The organism is Pseudomonas sp. LRF_L74 (assembly GCF_965644255.1).
Classification (GTDB): domain Bacteria; phylum Pseudomonadota; class Gammaproteobacteria; order Pseudomonadales; family Pseudomonadaceae; genus Aquipseudomonas.
Genome location: NZ_CBFFRH010000001.1, coordinates 122,634 through 138,971 on the forward strand (window position 1 = coordinate 122,634; position 16,338 = coordinate 138,971).

The 16,338-nt window shown below is 64.8% G+C and carries 16 protein-coding genes; 11 read left to right on the plus strand and 5 right to left on the minus strand.

Annotation, left to right across the window (positions count from 1 at the left end; translation table 11 throughout):
- Window positions 1-18 precede the first annotated feature (18 nt).
- The 10 genes from mdcA to ACSZPK_RS00645 all read left to right on the plus strand — a co-directional run bounded on the left by mdcA (window position 19) and on the right by ACSZPK_RS00645 (window position 8,972).
- Window positions 19-1,680, plus strand: a complete 1,662-nt coding sequence (gene mdcA / locus ACSZPK_RS00600; RefSeq protein WP_437879461.1) for a malonate decarboxylase subunit alpha — start codon at window positions 19-21, stop codon at window positions 1,678-1,680.
- A complete protein-coding gene (locus ACSZPK_RS00605) occupies window positions 1,680-2,558 on the plus strand; it encodes a triphosphoribosyl-dephospho-CoA synthase (protein ID WP_437879462.1) in 879 nt (292 codons plus the stop codon). The genes mdcA and ACSZPK_RS00605 overlap by 1 nt, the downstream gene beginning before the upstream one ends.
- Window positions 2,559-2,561: 3 nt before the next feature.
- Window positions 2,562-2,861, plus strand: a complete 300-nt coding sequence (locus tag ACSZPK_RS00610) for a malonate decarboxylase subunit delta (protein WP_437879463.1) — start codon at window positions 2,562-2,564, stop codon at window positions 2,859-2,861.
- Window positions 2,854-3,708 (plus strand): biotin-independent malonate decarboxylase subunit beta, encoded by an 855-nt coding sequence (locus ACSZPK_RS00615; protein ID WP_437879464.1) that lies wholly within the window; start codon window positions 2,854-2,856, stop codon window positions 3,706-3,708. Before ACSZPK_RS00610 ends, ACSZPK_RS00615 begins: the two co-directional genes overlap by 8 nt.
- The gene (mdcE, locus tag ACSZPK_RS00620; protein WP_437879465.1) at window positions 3,705-4,490 is read left to right on the plus strand and encodes a biotin-independent malonate decarboxylase subunit gamma; all 786 of its coding nucleotides are present in this window, start codon (window positions 3,705-3,707) and stop codon (window positions 4,488-4,490) included. The genes ACSZPK_RS00615 and mdcE overlap by 4 nt, the downstream gene beginning before the upstream one ends.
- A 5-nt stretch (window positions 4,491-4,495) precedes the next feature.
- Window positions 4,496-5,113 (plus strand): malonate decarboxylase holo-ACP synthase, encoded by a 618-nt coding sequence (locus ACSZPK_RS00625; RefSeq protein ID WP_437879466.1) that lies wholly within the window; start codon window positions 4,496-4,498, stop codon window positions 5,111-5,113.
- The gene (gene mdcH, locus ACSZPK_RS00630) at window positions 5,110-6,045 is read left to right on the plus strand and encodes a malonate decarboxylase subunit epsilon (RefSeq protein WP_437879467.1); all 936 of its coding nucleotides are present in this window, start codon (window positions 5,110-5,112) and stop codon (window positions 6,043-6,045) included. Before ACSZPK_RS00625 ends, mdcH begins: the two co-directional genes overlap by 4 nt.
- A 55-nt stretch (window positions 6,046-6,100) precedes the next feature.
- Window positions 6,101-6,517: a malonate transporter subunit MadL gene (gene madL / locus ACSZPK_RS00635; protein WP_437879468.1), complete on the plus strand. Its 417-nt coding sequence runs from the start codon at window positions 6,101-6,103 to the stop codon at window positions 6,515-6,517.
- A gap of 1 nt (window position 6,518) precedes the next feature.
- Window positions 6,519-7,283 carry a malonate transporter subunit MadM gene (madM, locus tag ACSZPK_RS00640; protein ID WP_437879469.1) on the plus strand — a complete coding sequence of 255 codons (765 nt, stop codon included), beginning with the start codon at window positions 6,519-6,521 and terminating at the stop codon, window positions 7,281-7,283.
- 309 nt (window positions 7,284-7,592) lie between these two features.
- Window positions 7,593-8,972: a sodium:proton antiporter gene (locus ACSZPK_RS00645; RefSeq protein WP_437879470.1), complete on the plus strand. Its 1,380-nt coding sequence runs from the start codon at window positions 7,593-7,595 to the stop codon at window positions 8,970-8,972.
- Between the two features lie 76 nt (window positions 8,973-9,048).
- On the opposite strand, the gene ACSZPK_RS00650 is transcribed toward ACSZPK_RS00645, so the two are convergent.
- The 5 genes from ACSZPK_RS00650 to trxA all read right to left on the minus strand — a co-directional run bounded on the left by ACSZPK_RS00650 (window position 9,049) and on the right by trxA (window position 14,562).
- The gene (locus ACSZPK_RS00650) at window positions 9,049-9,966 is read right to left on the minus strand and encodes a LysR family transcriptional regulator (RefSeq protein WP_437879471.1); all 918 of its coding nucleotides are present in this window, start codon (window positions 9,964-9,966) and stop codon (window positions 9,049-9,051) included.
- A 12-nt stretch (window positions 9,967-9,978) separates the two neighbouring features.
- A complete protein-coding gene (locus tag ACSZPK_RS00655; protein WP_437879472.1) occupies window positions 9,979-10,947 on the minus strand; it encodes a CDP-6-deoxy-delta-3,4-glucoseen reductase in 969 nt (322 codons plus the stop codon).
- Between the two features lie 204 nt (window positions 10,948-11,151).
- Window positions 11,152-12,618, minus strand: a complete 1,467-nt coding sequence (gene ubiD, locus ACSZPK_RS00660; RefSeq protein WP_437879473.1) for a 4-hydroxy-3-polyprenylbenzoate decarboxylase — start codon at window positions 12,616-12,618, stop codon at window positions 11,152-11,154.
- Window positions 12,619-12,734: 116 nt separating this feature from the next.
- A complete protein-coding gene (rho, locus tag ACSZPK_RS00665) occupies window positions 12,735-13,994 on the minus strand; it encodes a transcription termination factor Rho (protein ID WP_437879474.1) in 1,260 nt (419 codons plus the stop codon).
- Window positions 13,995-14,235: 241 nt separating this feature from the next.
- On the minus strand, window positions 14,236-14,562 hold the full coding sequence (gene trxA, locus ACSZPK_RS00670) for a thioredoxin TrxA (RefSeq protein WP_437879475.1): 327 nt from the start codon (window positions 14,560-14,562) through the stop codon (window positions 14,236-14,238).
- A gap of 216 nt (window positions 14,563-14,778) precedes the next feature.
- Here trxA and ppx point away from each other — a divergent pair, with 216 nt between their 5' ends.
- Window positions 14,779-16,275 (plus strand): exopolyphosphatase, encoded by a 1,497-nt coding sequence (gene ppx / locus ACSZPK_RS00675; protein ID WP_437879476.1) that lies wholly within the window; start codon window positions 14,779-14,781, stop codon window positions 16,273-16,275.
- Window positions 16,276-16,338 lie beyond the last annotated feature (63 nt).

The window sequence follows — 16,338 nt, forward strand, 5'->3', positions numbered from 1 at the left end:
GGAAATCGTGGACTCATCATGACAACAACAATCGCCCCACCGCCGCAGTGGTCGCGCCGTCGCGCCGAGAAAGCGCGGCGTCTCGACCAGGTGCGCGCCCTCGCCGATGGCGTGGTCCTGCCCAGCGACAAGATCGTCACCGCCCTCGAAGCCCTGATCGCCCCTGGCGACCGCGTGGTGCTCGAAGGCAACAACCAGAAGCAGGCCGACTTCCTCTCGCGCTCCCTGGCTCAGGTCGACCCGAGCCGCCTGCACGACCTGCACATGATCATGCCCAGCGTCAGCCGCGCCGAGCACCTCGACCTGTTCGAACGCGGCATCGCCCGCAAACTCGACTTCTCCTTCGCCGGCCCGCAGAGCCTGCGCATCGGCCAACTGCTCGAAGACGGGCAGATGGAGGTCGGTGCGATCCACACTTACATCGAGCTGTACTCGCGCCTGCTGGTCGACCTGATTCCCAACGTCGCGCTGGTCGCGGGTTTCCAGGCCGACCGCCACGGCAATATCTACACCGGGCCAAGCACCGAGGACACGCCCGCACTGGTCGAGCCCACGGCATTCAGCGACGGCATCGTCATCGTTCAGGTCAACGAACTGGTGGACGAGCTGCCCCGGGTGGACATACCCGCATCCTGGGTCGATTTCGTGGTGGTCGCCGACAAGCCGTTCTACATCGAGCCGTTGTTCACCCGCGACCCGCGCCACATCAAGCCGGTGCACGTGCTGATGGCGATGATGGCGATTCGTGGCATCTACGAAAAACACAACGTGCAGTCGCTCAACCACGGCATCGGCTTCAACACCGCGGCCATCGAACTGATCCTGCCGACCTACGGCGAATCCCTCGGCCTGAAGGGCAAGATCTGCCGCAACTGGACGCTCAACCCGCATCCCACCTTGATCCCGGCCATCGAGACCGGCTGGGTCGAGAGCGTGCATTGCTTCGGCACCGAACTGGGCATGGAAGGCTACATCGCGCAACGCCCGGACGTGTTCTTCACTGGCCGCGACGGCTCGATGCGCTCCAACCGGATGATGTGCCAGCTCGCCGGGCAGTACGCGGTGGACCTGTTCATCGGCGCCACCCTGCAAGTGGACGGTGACGGTCACTCGTCGACCGTCACCCGTGGTCGCCTGGCCGGTTTCGGCGGCGCCCCCAATATGGGCCACGACCCTCGCGGCCGTCGCCACAGCACACCGGCCTGGCTGGACATGCGCCCGGCGCCGAGCGATGCGCCGATGCTCGAACGCGGCAAGAAGCTGGTGGTACAGATGGTCGAGACCTTCCAGGAAGGCGGTAAACCAACCTTCGTCGAAACCCTGGATGCGGTCGAGGTGGCGAAGAAGGCCGGCATGCCGCTGGCGCCGATCATGATCTACGGCGACGACGTCACCCACCTGCTCACCGAAGAAGGCATCGCCTACCTGTACAAGGCGCGTTCCCTGGAAGAACGCCAGGCGATGATCGCCGCCGTCGCCGGGGTCACCGCCATCGGCCTGCGCCACGATCCGAAAGACACCCTGCGCATGCGCCGCGAAGGCTTGATCGCCTTGCCGGAAGACCTCGGTATCCGCCGCACCGATGCCAGCCGTGAACTGCTCGCGGCCAAGAGCATCGCCGAGCTGGTCGAGTGGTCCGGCGGCCTCTACACCCCGCCCGCCAAGTTCAGGAGCTGGTGATGAACGCACCTATCGAACAGGCTCGCGTCCTCTCTCGCGCGGAAACGCTGGCCGACCGGGTGGTCGATGCGCTGATCGACGAAGCCGACCTGTCCCCCAAGCCCGGCCTGGTCGACAAGCGCGGCAGCGGCGCCCACAGCGACCTGCACCTGGGCCTGATGCACACCTCGGCGCTGAGCCTGTGGCCGACCTTCCGGGCCATGGCCGAAGCCGGCGAACACTACGGCCAGGCCAGCCAGCCATTGCGTGATGAACTCGGCCAGATCGGCCGCGATGGCGAGCGCGAAATGCTGCGCGTCACCGGCGGCGTGAACACCCACCGTGGGGCGATCTGGGCACTGGGCCTGCTCAGCGCGGCCGCCGCCTTCGACGAAGAAAGCCTGCCGGCCAGCACCATCGCCTGGCGGGCCGCGCGCATCGCCTTGCTCGATGACAGCGCCGCCGCGCCCAATCCAGACAGCCATGGCGCCAACGTCTGCCGCCGTTACGGCGTGCGCGGTGCCCGCGAGCAAGCGCAACTGGGCTTCCCCGCAGTGCTCCAGCATGGTTTGCCGCAACTGCGGCGTAGTCGCGCCGCCCATGCGGGCGAACAGAACGCACGACTCGACGCCTTGCTGGCGATCATGGGCATCCTCAGCGACACCTGCGTCCTGCACCGCGCCGGATTGGATGGCTTGCAGCGCATGCAGTCCGGCGCCCGCGCCGTACTCGCTGCGGGTGGCAGCGCCAGCTTCGCCGGACGCCAGCAACTGCGCCGGCTCGACCGCGACATGCTCGCCCTGCATGCCTCGCCTGGCGGCGCCGCCGACCTGCTTGCCGCCACCCTTTTCCTCGACCGTCTGGCGCCCGAACGCCCGACGCCGCACGGGAGCCTGTGAACCATGGAAACCCTGACTTTCGAATTTCCCGCCGGTGCGCCGGCCAGTGGCCGCGCGCTGGTCGGCTGTGTCGGCTCCGGCGACCTGGAAGTGCTGCTCGAACCCGGCCAGCACGGCATCCTGGCGATCCAGGTGGTGACCTCGGTGAACGGCGCCAGCGCGCGCTGGCAGCACCTGTTCGAACGCATGTTCAGCGAACAGACGCCGCCGGCCCTGCGCATCGACATCCATGACTTCGGCGCCACCCCTGGAGTGGTTCGCCTGCGCCTGGAGCAAGGCCTGGAGGAACTGAGCCATGACTGATACCGCACGCCTGCTGCACAGCCGCAGCTTCACCGAACTGGGCGCTCGCCAGCGCGCTCGCGAGTTGCTCGACCCGGGTAGCTTTCGCGAGCTGATCGGCCCCTTCGACCGAGTCATCTCTCCCTGGCTGCCGCGCCAGGGCATCGTGCCGCAAGCCGACGACGGCGTGGTGGTCGGCAAAGGTTCTATCGATGGCCAACCGGCCGTGATCGCCGCCATCGAGGGCGCGTTCCAGGGCGGCAGCATGGGCGAGGTCGGCGGTGCCAAGATCGCGGGCCTGCTGGAGCTGGCGGTGGAAGACAACCGCAAGGGCATTCCCACTCGCGCCATCCTGCTCCTGGAAACCGGCGGCGTACGCCTGCAGGAAGCCAACCTCGGCCTGGCCGCCATCGCCGAGATCCAGGCGTCTATCGTCGAACTGCGCCAATACCAACCGGTGATCGGCCTGGTCGCCGGGCCGGTCGGCTGCTTCGGTGGTATGTCCATCGCCGCCGGCCTGTGCAGCCACCTGCTGGTCACCCGCGAGGCACGCCTGGGCCTGAACGGCCCGCAGGTGATCGAACAGGAAGCTGGACTCGATGAGTACGACTCCCGCGACCGGCCATTCATCTGGAGCCTCACCGGCGGTGAACAGCGTCACGCCAGTGGGCTGGCCGATGGCTATGTCGCCGACGACTGCCAGGCCATCCGTGAACAACTGGTCGCGCTGTTCGCGAGCCGCACCGACGAGCAGCCACGCAGCCGCCGCCATGCCTGGTTCCTCGAACGCCTGAATCGCCTCGGTGCCGATCCCCAACAACTGGACGCCGCCAACGTGCGTAGCCTCTACCAAGGAGAACAGCCATGAGCCGTGGATCGAACTGGCTGCGCGCCCTGGCCAGCCGCAATACCCTAACTGACTACCCGGCCTCGGTGGCAGTCGCCGATGGCGAGGTTGGCAACCGGGCCGCACGCTTCATCGCCGTGGTGCCGGATGCCGACAACCCCTTCCCCCGCGCCCGCAACGGCGAAGTCGGCCTGCTCGAAGGCTGGGGCCTGGCCAAGGCCGTGGACGAGGTCATCCAGGCCGATGCGCAGTCCGCCAGTAAACGTGTGCTGGTCGCCGTGGTCGACGTCCCCAGCCAGGCCTATGGCCGCCGCGAGGAAGCCCTCGGCATTCACCAGGCCCTGGCGGGCGCCGTCGACAGTTACGCCAGGGCGCGCCTCGCCGGGCATCCGCTGATTGCCCTATTGGTTGGCAAAGCGATGTCCGGTGCCTTTCTCGCCCACGGCTACCAGGCTCAGCGACTGATCGCCCTGGAGGATGAAGGCGTGATGGTCCACGCCATGGGCAAGGCCGCCGCTGCGCGCATCACCCTGCGCAGTGTCGACGAGCTGGAAACCCTGGCCGCCAGTGTGCCGCCGATGGCCTACGACCTGCACAACTACGCGTCGCTGGGCCTGCTCTGGGAGCGCCTCAAGGTCAGCGACGCGAACCAGCCGGACGCGGCGGATATCGCCCGTGTGCGCGAGTGCCTGAGCCAGGCAGTAGAAGACATCGGCAGCAGTACCGACTTGAGTGGCCGCTTGGGCGCCGCCAATCGCGCCGCGTCCTCCCAGGTGCGCGATCTGTTGCGTACGCAGTGGTAACGACGATGGACAGACTGATCCGCCCACACGACCTGCTCTGGGGCATGGCCCCGGAGCGACTGCCAGCCGATGCGCCGGCCTGGGCGCGACGGGCCCTGGCTTCCGGCCAGCCGGTGGTGGTGCGCCGGGCCATCGGCCCGACGGGCCAGGTCGCTGTGGGTATTCGTGGAACCCGCCGCGAGCAGCGACTGGCGGCCTGGATGCCTGTGCAGTCGATCAGCCGCCAGCTCTGTCCCGAGCAACTGCGCCTGCGCGGTGAACCGTCCTGCGCCGCACTCCACGCACTGGTACGAATATCCGCTTGCCTCGACGCCACTGGCCTGGCCTGGGGACCGAGCGGGGGCGCAGGCTTTCAGCTGGCCAGCGGCATCGAGGTGTTGCATGACGCCAGCGACCTGGACCTGATCCTGCGCACCGAGCAGCCCTTCGAACGTCGCCAGGCCGTCGATCTACTCGCTGCCCTGGAGCAGGCCCCTTGCCGGATCGACCTGCAACTGGAGACCCCAAATGGTGCCGTGGCCCTGCGTGAATGGGCCGGCGGCAGTCAACGCGTCTTGCTGAAATGCGCCAGCGGCGCGCGGTTGGTGGACGATCCCTGGAACATCCGCGAGCTGGCCGCGTGAGCAGCCTGTTCGCCTTCCCCGGCCAGGGTGCTCAGCAGGTGGGCATGCTCCACCAGTTGCCCGATGACGCCGTGGTTCACGCCTGCCTGGAGCAAGCCAGCACAGCCCTGGGCGAAAACGCCCTGGAACTGGATTCGGCCGACGCCCTGCAATCCACTCGCGCCGTGCAGCTCTGCCTGCTGATCGCTGGCGTGGCCTGTGCCAGGCTGCTGATTCAGCGTGCCTGCGCACCGGACTACGTCGCCGGCCTGTCCATCGGCGCCTACGCGGCGGCCGTCGTCGCCGGCGCACTGGCCCTGGATGACGCAGTGCGCCTGGTCGCCTTGCGTGGCGAGCTGATGCAGCAAGCGTATCCACAGGGCTATGGCATGACCGCCATCACCGGTCTCGACCTGGGCACGCTGGAGCGCCTGATCGGCGCAACGAACAGCCCGGCAACCCCGGTGTTCATCGCCAACCTCAACGCCGACAACCAGACCGTGATCGCGGGCAGCGATGCCGCCATGCGGACTGTCGCCGAACAGGCACGGCGGCTCGGTGCCGGTTCGGCCAAACGCCTGGCGGTGAGCGTGCCGTCGCATTGCCCGCTGCTGGCAGAACCGGCCCGCGAGCTGGCCACTGCGTTTGCCGAAGTCGCCCTGAACCGCCCCAACCTGCGCTACCTGAGCGGCAGCAGCGCACGGCCGCTCCACGGTCCCGAACAGATCCGCGATGACCTGGCCTACAACATGTGCCGTGTCGTCGACTGGCACGCCACCCTGCGCACCGCCTACGAACGCGGCGTACGCCTGCACATCGAGCTGCCGCCCGGCACTGTGCTCAGCGGCCTGGCACGACGAGTCCTGGACCAGGGTACGGTGGTCGCCTTCCAGGGCACCCGCCTCGATACACTGGGCGCCCTGCTACGCCAGGAGGTGGACCAGAGCCGATGACCGCGTGATTTTCGAAGCACAAGAACAACAACTTCGTAAACCGAGGAACAAGACCATGATCATTTACGGTGTAGCTCTACTGGCCGTCTGCACACTGGCCGGCGTCATCATCGGCGACCTGCTGGGCGTGCTGCTCGGCGTCAAATCCAACGTGGGCGGTGTCGGCATCGCCATGATCCTGCTGATCTGCGCGCGCCTGTACATGCACCGCCACGGCGGCATGAGCAAGGAATGCGAGTTCGGCGTCGGCTTCTGGGGCGCCCTGTACATCCCCGTCGTGGTGGCCATGGCCGCGCAACAGAATGTGGTGACCGCCCTGCACGGCGGCCCCGTGGCGCTGATCGCCGCCATCGGTTCGGTGCTGTTGTGTGGCTGCACCATCGCCCTGATCAGCCGCTCGCACAAAGGCGATCCATTGCCCGACGAGCCACTCGATCAAGGCGTGAGCATCGCGCCAGCAGGAGGACGCTGATATGTGGAGTGCTCTCGAACACAGCCTCGCGCAAAATGGCCTGGTCACCGCCTTCGCCGTGGTCGGCGGCATCATGTGGTTGTCGGTGCTGCTATCCAAGCACCTCACCTTCGGTCGCGTGCATGGCTCGGCCATCGCCATCGTCATCGGCCTGATCCTGGCCTGGGTCGGCGGAACCCTGACCGGCGGGCAGAAAGGCCTGGCCGACCTCAGCCTGTTTTCCGGCATCGGCCTGATGGGGGGCGCCATGCTGCGCGACTTCGCCATCGTCGCCACGGCCTTCGAAGTGCAGGCGACCGAAGCCCGCAAGGCCGGCATGATAGGCGCCGTTTCCTTGCTGCTGGGCACCATCCTGCCATTCATCGTCGGTGCATCCGTGGCCTGGATGTTCGGCTACCGCGATGCGGTGAGCATGACCACCATCGGCGCCGGCGCGGTGACCTACATCGTCGGTCCGGTGACCGGCGCGGCCATCGGCGCCAGCTCCGACGTAATGGCACTGTCCATCGCCACCGGCCTGATCAAGGCGATCATGGTGATGGTCTTCACCCCGGTTTCGGCACGCTTCCTCGGCCTCGACAACCCGCGCTCGGCGATGGTCTTCGGTGGCCTGGCCGGGACGGTCTCGGGCGTTACCGCAGGCTTGGCCGCTACCGATCGGCGCCTGGTGCCCTACGGTGCACTGACCGCCACCTTCCACACCGGCCTGGGCTGCCTGCTCGGCCCTTCACTGCTGTACTTCTGCGTGCGCGGGCTGGTGGGCTGAAGCCTGCGGTTACAGACCGAGGCGGCGGATCATGGGACAATGCGCGGCGCGCCGCCGCGCTTTTTCCCGTCCGAACACTGGTCCGTGCCGATGCCGTTGCTGAACACTCCACGCTCCCCCGCTTGTCTTCGCCTCTTGGAGTTCTTTCATAATCTTTGCCGGCAACTAGCCGCTGTCGGGAGCCACGTAGGGTGGACAACGCTGTTTTTGTCCACCATTGGCACTGTAGAGCGGTGGACAAAAAAAGCGTTGTCCACCCTACAAAGGGCCAGGCCCTCTCAATCAAACGGCCGCCTGAGGATCATGAGCATGGCGCTGTTGCTGGTCCTGCCAGGCGCGGCATCGGCCGCCGACGTCGACGGCGCCAGCCTGAGCCTGCTGTGGGGCCTGCCGTTCGCCGGCATCCTGCTCAGCATCGCGCTGCTGCCGCTGCTGGCGGCCTCGTTCTGGCACCACCACTTCGGCAAGGTCACCGCAGGCTGGACCCTGCTGTTCCTCGTGCCATTTCTCTACACCTTCGGTTGGCACGCCGCCCTGGGACTGAGCGTGCACACGCTGCTGGCCGAGTACATTCCCTTCATCGTCCTGCTGCTGTCGCTGTTCACCATCTCCGGCGGCATCCTGGTCGATGGCAACCTGCATGGCTCGGCCAGGCTCAACACCGGCCTGCTCGCCCTCGGTGCACTGCTCGCCTCGGTGATGGGCACCACGGGGGCGGCGATGTTGCTGATTCGCCCGTTGCTGCGCGCCAACGACAACCGCAAGCACCAGGTGCATGTGGTGGTGTTCTTCATCTTCCTGGTCGCCAACATTGGCGGCGGGCTCACGCCGCTGGGCGACCCGCCGCTATTCCTTGGCTTCCTCAAGGGCGTGGACTTCCTCTGGACCGTCGAGCACATGCTCGAACCGGTGCTGTTGCTGACCCTGCCGCTGCTGGTGATCTTCTATGCACTGGACCGTTACCTGTTCAGCCGCGAAGGCGAACTGAACGCCAACGACCCGACGCCCGATTCGCCGCTACGCCTGCGTGGCACCTTCAACTTCCTGCTGCTGGGCGGTGTGGTCGCGGCGGTGCTGATGTCCGGCATCTGGAAACCGGGGATCAGCTTCGACGTCATGGGCACCGGCGTGGAACTGCAGAACGCCCTGCGCGACGTCATCCTGCTGGCGCTGGCACTGGTCTCGCTGTGGATCACGCCCAAGGCTATTCGCCAGGGCAACGAATTCGACTGGGGACCGATCCTCGAAGTGGGCAAACTGTTCGCCGGCATCTTCCTGACCATCGCGCCGGTGATCGCCATCCTGCGCGCGGGCAGCGACGGGCAACTGGCCGCCGTGGTGGCAACCGTGGCCACACCCGACGGCGCCCCGCACGAGACCATGTACTTCTGGATGAGCGGCACACTGTCAGCCTTCCTCGACAATGCGCCGACCTACCTGCTGTTCTTCAACCTCGCGGCGGGCGATGCCCAGGTGATGATGAACCAGTTGCCCGGCACCTTGCTGGCGATCTCCATGGGTTCGGTATTCATGGGTGCGATGACCTACATCGGCAACGCGCCGAACTTCATGGTCAAGGCCATCGCCGAACAACGCGGCGTGAAGATGCCAAGCTTCTTCGGCTACATGCTCTGGTCGTGCGCCATCCTGCTGCCGCTGCTGGTGATCTTGAGCCTGGTGATGCTGTAGGAAGATCGTCATTCCCGCGAAGGCGAGAGCCCTGCATCTGGGTTCCCGCCTTCGCGGGAATGACAACTATTCGGGATCAGCCCTCGCGCGCCAGGCTGTACATGCGGCACTCGGCGAGTAGCGCGAGCAGGTTCGGGTCGCGCTCCTTGGCCTTGAGGAACACCACGCCGATATCCTGCTGCAACTGATAGCGTGCCTGCAGCGGGATCAGCCGTACGCGGTTCTCGTACACCGCTGCGATTCGCCCCGGCAACAACGCATAGCCGACGCCGGAGCTGACCATGCTGAGCAAGGTGAAGATGTCGTTCACCTGCATCGCCACCTTGGGCTCGAACCCGGCCTGGCCGAACACACGCTCGCCGTCGCGGTGGGTGGCGAAGCCCTGGGTCAGGGTGATGAAGGTCGACTCGCGCAGGTCGGCCAAGTCGACTTCCGGCCTTTCAGCGAACGGCGAATCGGTAGGCACGGCGAGAAAGATATCGTCGGAAAACAGCGGCAATTGCTCACAATCCGCATCGCTGACACCTTCATCCAGCGACACCAGAATGGCATCGAGCTCCATGTTCTTCAGCTTGTAGAACAGATCGACGTTGGAACCCAGGATCAGGTCGATGTTGAGCTCGCTGCGCCTGAGTTTCAGGCCCATGATCAACTGTGGCACGGTCTTAACCGTCAGCGAATAGAGCGAGCCGAGCTTGAAGCGCTCCGCGGAGAATCCAGCCGCTTCACGGGTGCAACGCACCGTTTCCTGCACGTCCTGAATCAGCTTGTGAGCGCGCTCCTCCAGCACATAGGCGCTTTCCAGGGGGATCAGGTTGCGCCCTTCGTGCTTGAACAACGGGCAACGCAGGGCGCTTTCCAGCGAGTGAATGGCGCGATGCACGCTGACATTACTGGTACCCAGCTCCGCTGCCGCGCGAGCCAGGTTGCCGCTGCGCATGAAGGCGAGGAAGGTCTGCAACTTCTTCAGCGTCAGCTCGTCATCGATCTCCATGGCCGGCCTCGATCAGCTACGCGGGGCGTAGGCGAAGACGTCGGCGCGCATCTGGTGGGCGTCCATGCCCGCCTCGACCAGCGCATCGAGCGTGCCGTAGACCATCGCTGGCGAGCCGCTGGCGTAGACGTGCAGAGGCTTGAGATCGGCGAAGTCCTCACACACCGCCTGGTGCAACAGGCCACAGCGCCCCGGCCACTCGCCGGGCTCACTGACCACCTGATGCACGCACAGCCCTGGTTGCGAATGCCATTGCTGCCAGTGCGGCAGCTCGTAGAAATCCCCGGCCTGCCGTACGCCCCAATACAAGTGCAGCGGATGCTTGAAACCGTTGGCACGGCAGTGCTCCAGCAGGCTGTGCATCTGCGACATGCCGGTGCCGGCGGCGAGCAGCACCAGCGGCCCGTCTGGCAATTCGGCGAGGTGCGTGTCGCCAAACGGCATCCGCACCCGTGCCATGCCACGCTCGCGCAGGAAGGTCAGCAGGTTGCGGGTCTTGTCGTCGCGCGCCAGGACATGCAACTCCAGTTCACGGCCACTGTGCGGCGCGGAAGCCAGGGAGAACGCCGAGAACTCGCCGTCCTGGCGCTCCAGCAGCAAGTACTGGCCGGCGTGGTAACGCGGCGGTTTGCCGGCTGGCGCACGCAACAGGATACGGAACACGTCGCCGCCGGCCGCGATGATCTCGCTGACCTGGCAATTGAGCGTACGCACCGGCAGCTCGCCCGGCGCCAGCACGCCATCCCAATGCAGCACGCAGTCTTCTAGCGGCTCGGCCAGGCAGGTGTAGACCTCGCCATGATCGCGAACTTCGCCATCCTGGCGCACGCGGCCCTCGACCAGCAGCGCTGAGCAAACATGACAGTTGCCGTTGCGGCAGCTCTGCGGGCACTCGTAGCCCAGGCGGCGCGCACCGTCGAGGATGCGTTCGCCGGGTTGCAGCTCCAGTTGCGCCCCGGAGGGCTGCAGCGTCACTCGCACGAAAAGCTCCTAGGTTCTCAGTTCAAACGTGAATGAAGGCATAGAGGCAGTTGCGGACATTCATTATTTCTCCGTCATTCCCGCGAAGGCGGGAATCCAAATGCGCCTGATCTTCTGGGTTCCCGCCTTCGCGGGAATGACGACTAAACACACCGCGTAATAATGGTCACCGCACGAATGGCTGCTTCTGCCTCAAAGCAGGCATCAATCGATCCCCAGGCTTGCCCACATTTCATCGACCCGCTTGGTCACCGCATCGTCCTTGACGATGGCGCGACCCCATTCGCGAGTGGTTTCGCCGGGCCACTTGTGGGTGGCGTCCAGGCCCATCTTCGAACCGAGGCCGGAGACCGGCGAGGCGAAGTCGAGGTAGTCGATCGGCGTGTTGTCGATCATCACCGTGTCGCGCTTGGGGTCCATGCGCGTGGTGATGGCCCAGATCACGTCGTTCCAGTCGCGGGCATTGATGTCATCGTCGGTGACGATAACGAACTTGGTGTACATGAACTGGCGCAGGAACGACCACACACCGAGCATCACGCGCTTGGCGTGGCCTGGATACTGTTTCTTCATGGTCACCACCGCCATGCGGTACGAGCAGCCTTCCGGCGGCAGGTAGAAGTCGGTGATCTCGGGGAACTGCTTCTGCAGGATCGGCACGAACACTTCGTTGAGCGCCACGCCGAGGATCGCCGGCTCATCCGGCGGACGGCCGGTGTAGGTGCTGTGGTAGATCGGTTTCTGCCGACGGGTGATGCGCTCGACGGTGAACACCGGGAAGGTGTCAACCTCATTGTAGTAGCCGGTGTGGTCGCCGTAAGGGCCTTCCGGCGCGGTCTCGCCCGGATGGATCACGCCTTCGAGGACGATCTCCGCGCTGGCCGGCACTTGCAAGTCGTTGCCCTTGCACTTCACCAACTCGGTGCGCTGGCCGCGCAGCAGGCCGGCGAAGGCGTACTCGGAGAGGCTGTCCGGTACTGGCGTCACCGCACCAAGAATGGTCGCCGGGTCTGCCCCCAACGCCACGGCCACCGGATAAGGCTGGCCTGGATGCTTCTGGCACCACTCGCGAAAATCCAGCGCGCCGCCGCGATGGCTGAGCCAGCGCATGATCACCTTGTTGCGGCCGATCACCTGCTGGCGGTAGATGCCGAGGTTCTGCCGCTCCTTGTTCGGGCCCTTGGTGACAGTCAGGCCCCAGGTGATCAGCGGCGCGACATCGCCCGGCCAGCAATGCTGGATCGGCAGCTTGCCGAGGTCGACATCGTCGCCCTCCTCCACCACTTCCTGGCACGGCGCGTCCTTGAGTACCTTGGGCGCCATGCTGATGACCTTCTTGAAGATCGGCAGCTTGGACCAGGCGTCCTTGAGGCCTTTCGGTGGCTCGGGCTCCTTGAGGAACGCCAGCAGCTTGCCGATCTCGCGCAGCTCGGAAACGTCCTCGGCACCCATGCCCAGGGCCACGCGCTGCGGCGTGCCGAACAGGTTGCCGAGCACGGGAATATCGAAACCGGTGGGGTTCTCGAACAGCAGCGCCGGGCCTGCCTTGCGCAAGGTACGATCACAAATCTCGGTCATCTCCAGGAGCGGAGAGACCGGTGCCTGGATGCGCTTGAGTTCGCCGCGCTGTTCCAGTCCCTTAATGAAGTCGCGCAGATCGCGATACTGCATGCCTATGCCTCGTCGGCGTGCCGGGTGGGGCGCAGAGTTTAACCCCGATGTAGATGGCTGGAAACGCGAAGGCCGGGTTTCCCCGGCCTTCGAAGCTTTTCGCAGTGACGCTCGACTTACTTCCGCTTCATGGAGAGGAAGAATTCGTCGTTGGTCTTGCTGTCTTTCAGCTTGTCGAGCAGGAACTCGATGGCGGCGATTTCGTCCATCGGGTGCAGCAGCTTGCGCAGAATCCACATGCGCTGCAGCTCGTCTTCGGCGGTCAGCAACTCTTCGCGGCGGGTGCCGGAACGGTTGATGTTGATCGCCGGGAACGTACGCTTCTCGGCGATGCGACGATCCAGTTGCAGTTCGAGGTTACCGGTGCCCTTGAACTCCTCGTAGATGACTTCGTCCATCTTCGAGCCGGTTTCCACCAGCGCGGTGGCGAGGATGGTCAGCGAACCGCCTTCCTCGATGTTGCGCGCGGCGCCGAAGAAACGCTTCGGCTTCTCCAGGGCGTGGGCGTCGACACCACCGGTGAGTACCTTGCCGGAGCTCGGGATCACGGTGTTGTAGGCACGCGCCAGGCGGGTGATGGAGTCGAGCAGGATGACCACGTCCTTCTTGTGCTCGACCAGGCGCTTGGCCTTCTCGATCACCATCTCGGCGACCTGCACGTGGCGGGCTGGCGGCTCGTCGAAGGTCGAGGCGACCACTTCGCCGCGCACGGTGCGCTGCATCTCGGTCACTTCCTCCGGGCGCTCGTCGATCAGCAGGACGATCAGGTAGCACTCGGGATTGTTGCGGGTGATGTTGGCCGCGATGTTCTGCAGCATGATGGTCTTGCCCGCTTTCGGCGGGGCGACGATCAGGCCGCGCTGGCCCTTGCCGATCGGTGCGCAGAGGTCGATCACGCGGGCGGTCAGGTCTTCCTTGGAGCCGTTGCCGGCCTCCATGGTCAGGCGCTTGTTGGGGAACAGCGGCGTGAGGTTCTCGAAGAGAATCTTGTTCTTCGCGTTCTCCGGACGGTCGAAGTTGATCGAGTCGACCTTGAGCAGGGCGAAGTAACGCTCGCCTTCCTTCGGCGGGCGGATCTTGCCGATGATGGTGTCACCGGTGCGCAGGTTGAAGCGGCGGATCTGGCTCGGCGAGACATAGATGTCGTCCGGGCCGGCAAGATACGAGGAGTCCGCGGAGCGCAGGAAGCCGAAGCCATCCTGGAGTATCTCCAGCACGCCATCGCCGGAAATTTCCTCGCCGCTTTTCGCGTGCTTCTTCAGCAGGGCGAAGATGATGTCCTGCTTGCGCGAACGGGCCATATTCTCGAGGCCCATCTGTTCGGCCATGTCGAGGAGTTCGGCAATCGGCTTTTGCTTGAGTTCTGTCAGATTCATAGGAATGAAGTAGCTGATATAAGGAGGGGAAAGCACGAGGGCTTTGGAGTGCCGCGCCGCGAAAGAAGGCGACTGGATCGCTCGGTATTATCGAATAGGAGGCGTCGGCGACGGAGTTGGAAGCAGTGGAGAAAACCACTGACCGGCCGAATGTAACACCGCTTTTGCAAGGGCGTCCACCCTGCAAAACGAAAAAACCCCGCATTTCTGCGGGGCTTTTGTGATCACGGCAAGGTCGCGATCAGATATTGGCGTCGAGGAAGGCCGCCAGTTGCGACTTCGACAGCGCACCGACCTTGGTCGCTTCGACGTTGCCGTTCTTGAACAGCATCAGGGTCGGAATGCCACGCACGCCATACTTCGGCGGGGTATCCTGGTTCTCGTCGATGTTCAGTTTGCAGACCTTCAGCTTGCCCTGGTAGGTCTGGGCGATCTCGTCGAGGACCGGCGCGATCATCTTGCATGGGCCACACCATTCGGCCCAGTAATCAACCAGGACCGGACCGTCGGCCTTGATCACATCATCTTCGAAACTCGCGTCGCTGACGCTGGTGATGAATTCGCTCATGGAAAATCTCCGAGGTCGAAAGGGCTTGAAGTGGCGGCATGATAGCCCGGCTTGAACGACACCGAAAGCCACGGGTCATTGTGCTTGCCTATCGAGAAGCGATGAATTGCTGATGAAACACTACGGCAGACAGCTCGCGGAGGTTAACATGGTCGTCCAAACGATCGACTGCCGACGCGTGGCCGCATGCCACTGCCTGGAACCGAGAGCCTGACAATGCCGCATACCAAGTCGTTTTCCCTGATCGCCGCCATCGACCTCGGATCGAACAGTTTCCACATGGTCCTGGCCAAGGCCGACCACGGTGAAGTCCGCATCCTCGAGCGGCTCGGCGACAAGGTACAGCTCGCCGCCGGCATCGACGACCAGCGCATGCTCAGCGAAGAAGCCATGCAACGCGGCCTGGATTGCCTGAGCCGCTTCGGCCAACTGATCCAGGGCCTGCCCCAGGGCGCGGTGCGCATCGTTGGCACCAATGCCCTGCGTGAAGCACGCAACCGTGGCGAGTTCATCCGCCGCGCCGAGGCCATCCTCGGCCACCAGGTCGATGTGATTTCCGGTCGTGAAGAAGCGCGCCTGATCTATCTGGGCGTTTCCCACTCCATCGCTGACACGCCCGGACGCCGCCTGGTCGCGGATATCGGCGGCGGCAGCACCGAGTTCATCATCGGCCAGCAGTTCGAACCGCTGCTGCGCGAGAGCCTGCAGATGGGCTGCGTCAGCTTCACCCAACGCTATTTCCGCGACGGCAAGGTCACTCCTGCACGCTACGCCCAGGCCTACACCGCGGCGCGCCTGGAACTGATGGGTATCGAGCAGGCTCTGCACAAGCTCGGCTGGCAACAGGCGGTAGGCGCCTCCGGCACCATTCGCGCGGTAGGCCTGGCAATCAAGGGCGGCGGCCTGGGCAACGGCGAGATCAACATCGAAGGCCTGGGCTGGCTCAAGCGCCGGCTGTTCAAGATTGGCGAAACGGAAAAGCTCGACATCGATGGCGTCAAACCCGATCGCCGCTATATCTTCCCTGCCGGCCTGGCCATTGCCGAGGCGATCTTCGACGCCCTCGACCTGCAGCGCATGGATCATTCCGAAGGCGCCCTGCGCGAAGGCGTGCTCTATGACCTGCTCGGCCGCCACCAGCACGAAGATGTACGCGAACGTACGCTCAGCGCGCTCGCCGAGCGTTACCACATCGATCTGCAGCAGGCCGCGCGGGTCGAGGCCAAGGCCATGCTCGCCCTGGACCAGGTCGCGGATACCTGGGGCCTGGACGACGATTGGCACCGCGACCTGCTGCAATGGGCGGCGCGCATCCACGAGATCGGCCTGGACATTGCCCACTACCACTACCACAAGCATGGCGCCTATTTGATCGAGCACTCCGACCTGGCCGGTTTCTCACGCCGTGAACAGGCCATGCTGGCGCTGCTGGTCCGTGGCCATCGGCGCAACATCCCACGGGAGAAGTTCGCCGAGCTGGGCGAGGACGGCGACAAGCTGCTGTATCTCTGTGTACTGCTGCGCTTCGCCATTCTCTTCCATCACATCCGCGGCACCCAGGAAATGCCCGAGGTGAAGCTCAAGGCCGGCAAGAGAAGCCTGGACCTGACCTTCCCCGCCGGCTGGCTGGAAGCGAACCCGCTGACCCAGGCCGATTTCGAGCAGGAAGCCGGCTGGCTGGCACGGATCGATTTCACGCTGAAGGTGCGCTAAGAAAGCGCGAAGAAAAATCCCTATTCATACAAACAAAAGGCCCAACATACGCTGGGCCTTTTG

Coding starts and splice junctions, on each gene's coding strand:
- ACSZPK_RS00650 (WP_437879471.1), bottom strand. CDS start 9,966: ATGGAGATCGATGACGAGCTGACGCTGAAGAAGTTGCAGACCTTCCTC.
- ubiD (WP_437879473.1), bottom strand. CDS start 12,618: ATGCAGTATCGCGATCTGCGCGACTTCATTAAGGGACTGGAACAGCGC.
- ACSZPK_RS00610 (WP_437879463.1), top strand. CDS start 2,562: ATGGAAACCCTGACTTTCGAATTTCCCGCCGGTGCGCCGGCCAGTGGC.
- mdcE (WP_437879465.1), top strand. CDS start 3,705: ATGAGCCGTGGATCGAACTGGCTGCGCGCCCTGGCCAGCCGCAATACC.
- mdcA (WP_437879461.1), top strand. CDS start 19: ATGACAACAACAATCGCCCCACCGCCGCAGTGGTCGCGCCGTCGCGCC.
- rho (WP_437879474.1), bottom strand. CDS start 13,994: ATGAATCTGACAGAACTCAAGCAAAAGCCGATTGCCGAACTCCTCGAC.
- trxA (WP_437879475.1), bottom strand. CDS start 14,562: ATGAGCGAATTCATCACCAGCGTCAGCGACGCGAGTTTCGAAGATGAT.
- madM (WP_437879469.1), top strand. CDS start 6,519: ATGTGGAGTGCTCTCGAACACAGCCTCGCGCAAAATGGCCTGGTCACC.
- ppx (WP_437879476.1), top strand. CDS start 14,779: ATGCCGCATACCAAGTCGTTTTCCCTGATCGCCGCCATCGACCTCGGA.
- ACSZPK_RS00625 (WP_437879466.1), top strand. CDS start 4,496: ATGGACAGACTGATCCGCCCACACGACCTGCTCTGGGGCATGGCCCCG.
- madL (WP_437879468.1), top strand. CDS start 6,101: ATGATCATTTACGGTGTAGCTCTACTGGCCGTCTGCACACTGGCCGGC.
- ACSZPK_RS00605 (WP_437879462.1), top strand. CDS start 1,680: ATGAACGCACCTATCGAACAGGCTCGCGTCCTCTCTCGCGCGGAAACG.
- ACSZPK_RS00645 (WP_437879470.1), top strand. CDS start 7,593: ATGGCGCTGTTGCTGGTCCTGCCAGGCGCGGCATCGGCCGCCGACGTC.
- ACSZPK_RS00615 (WP_437879464.1), top strand. CDS start 2,854: ATGACTGATACCGCACGCCTGCTGCACAGCCGCAGCTTCACCGAACTG.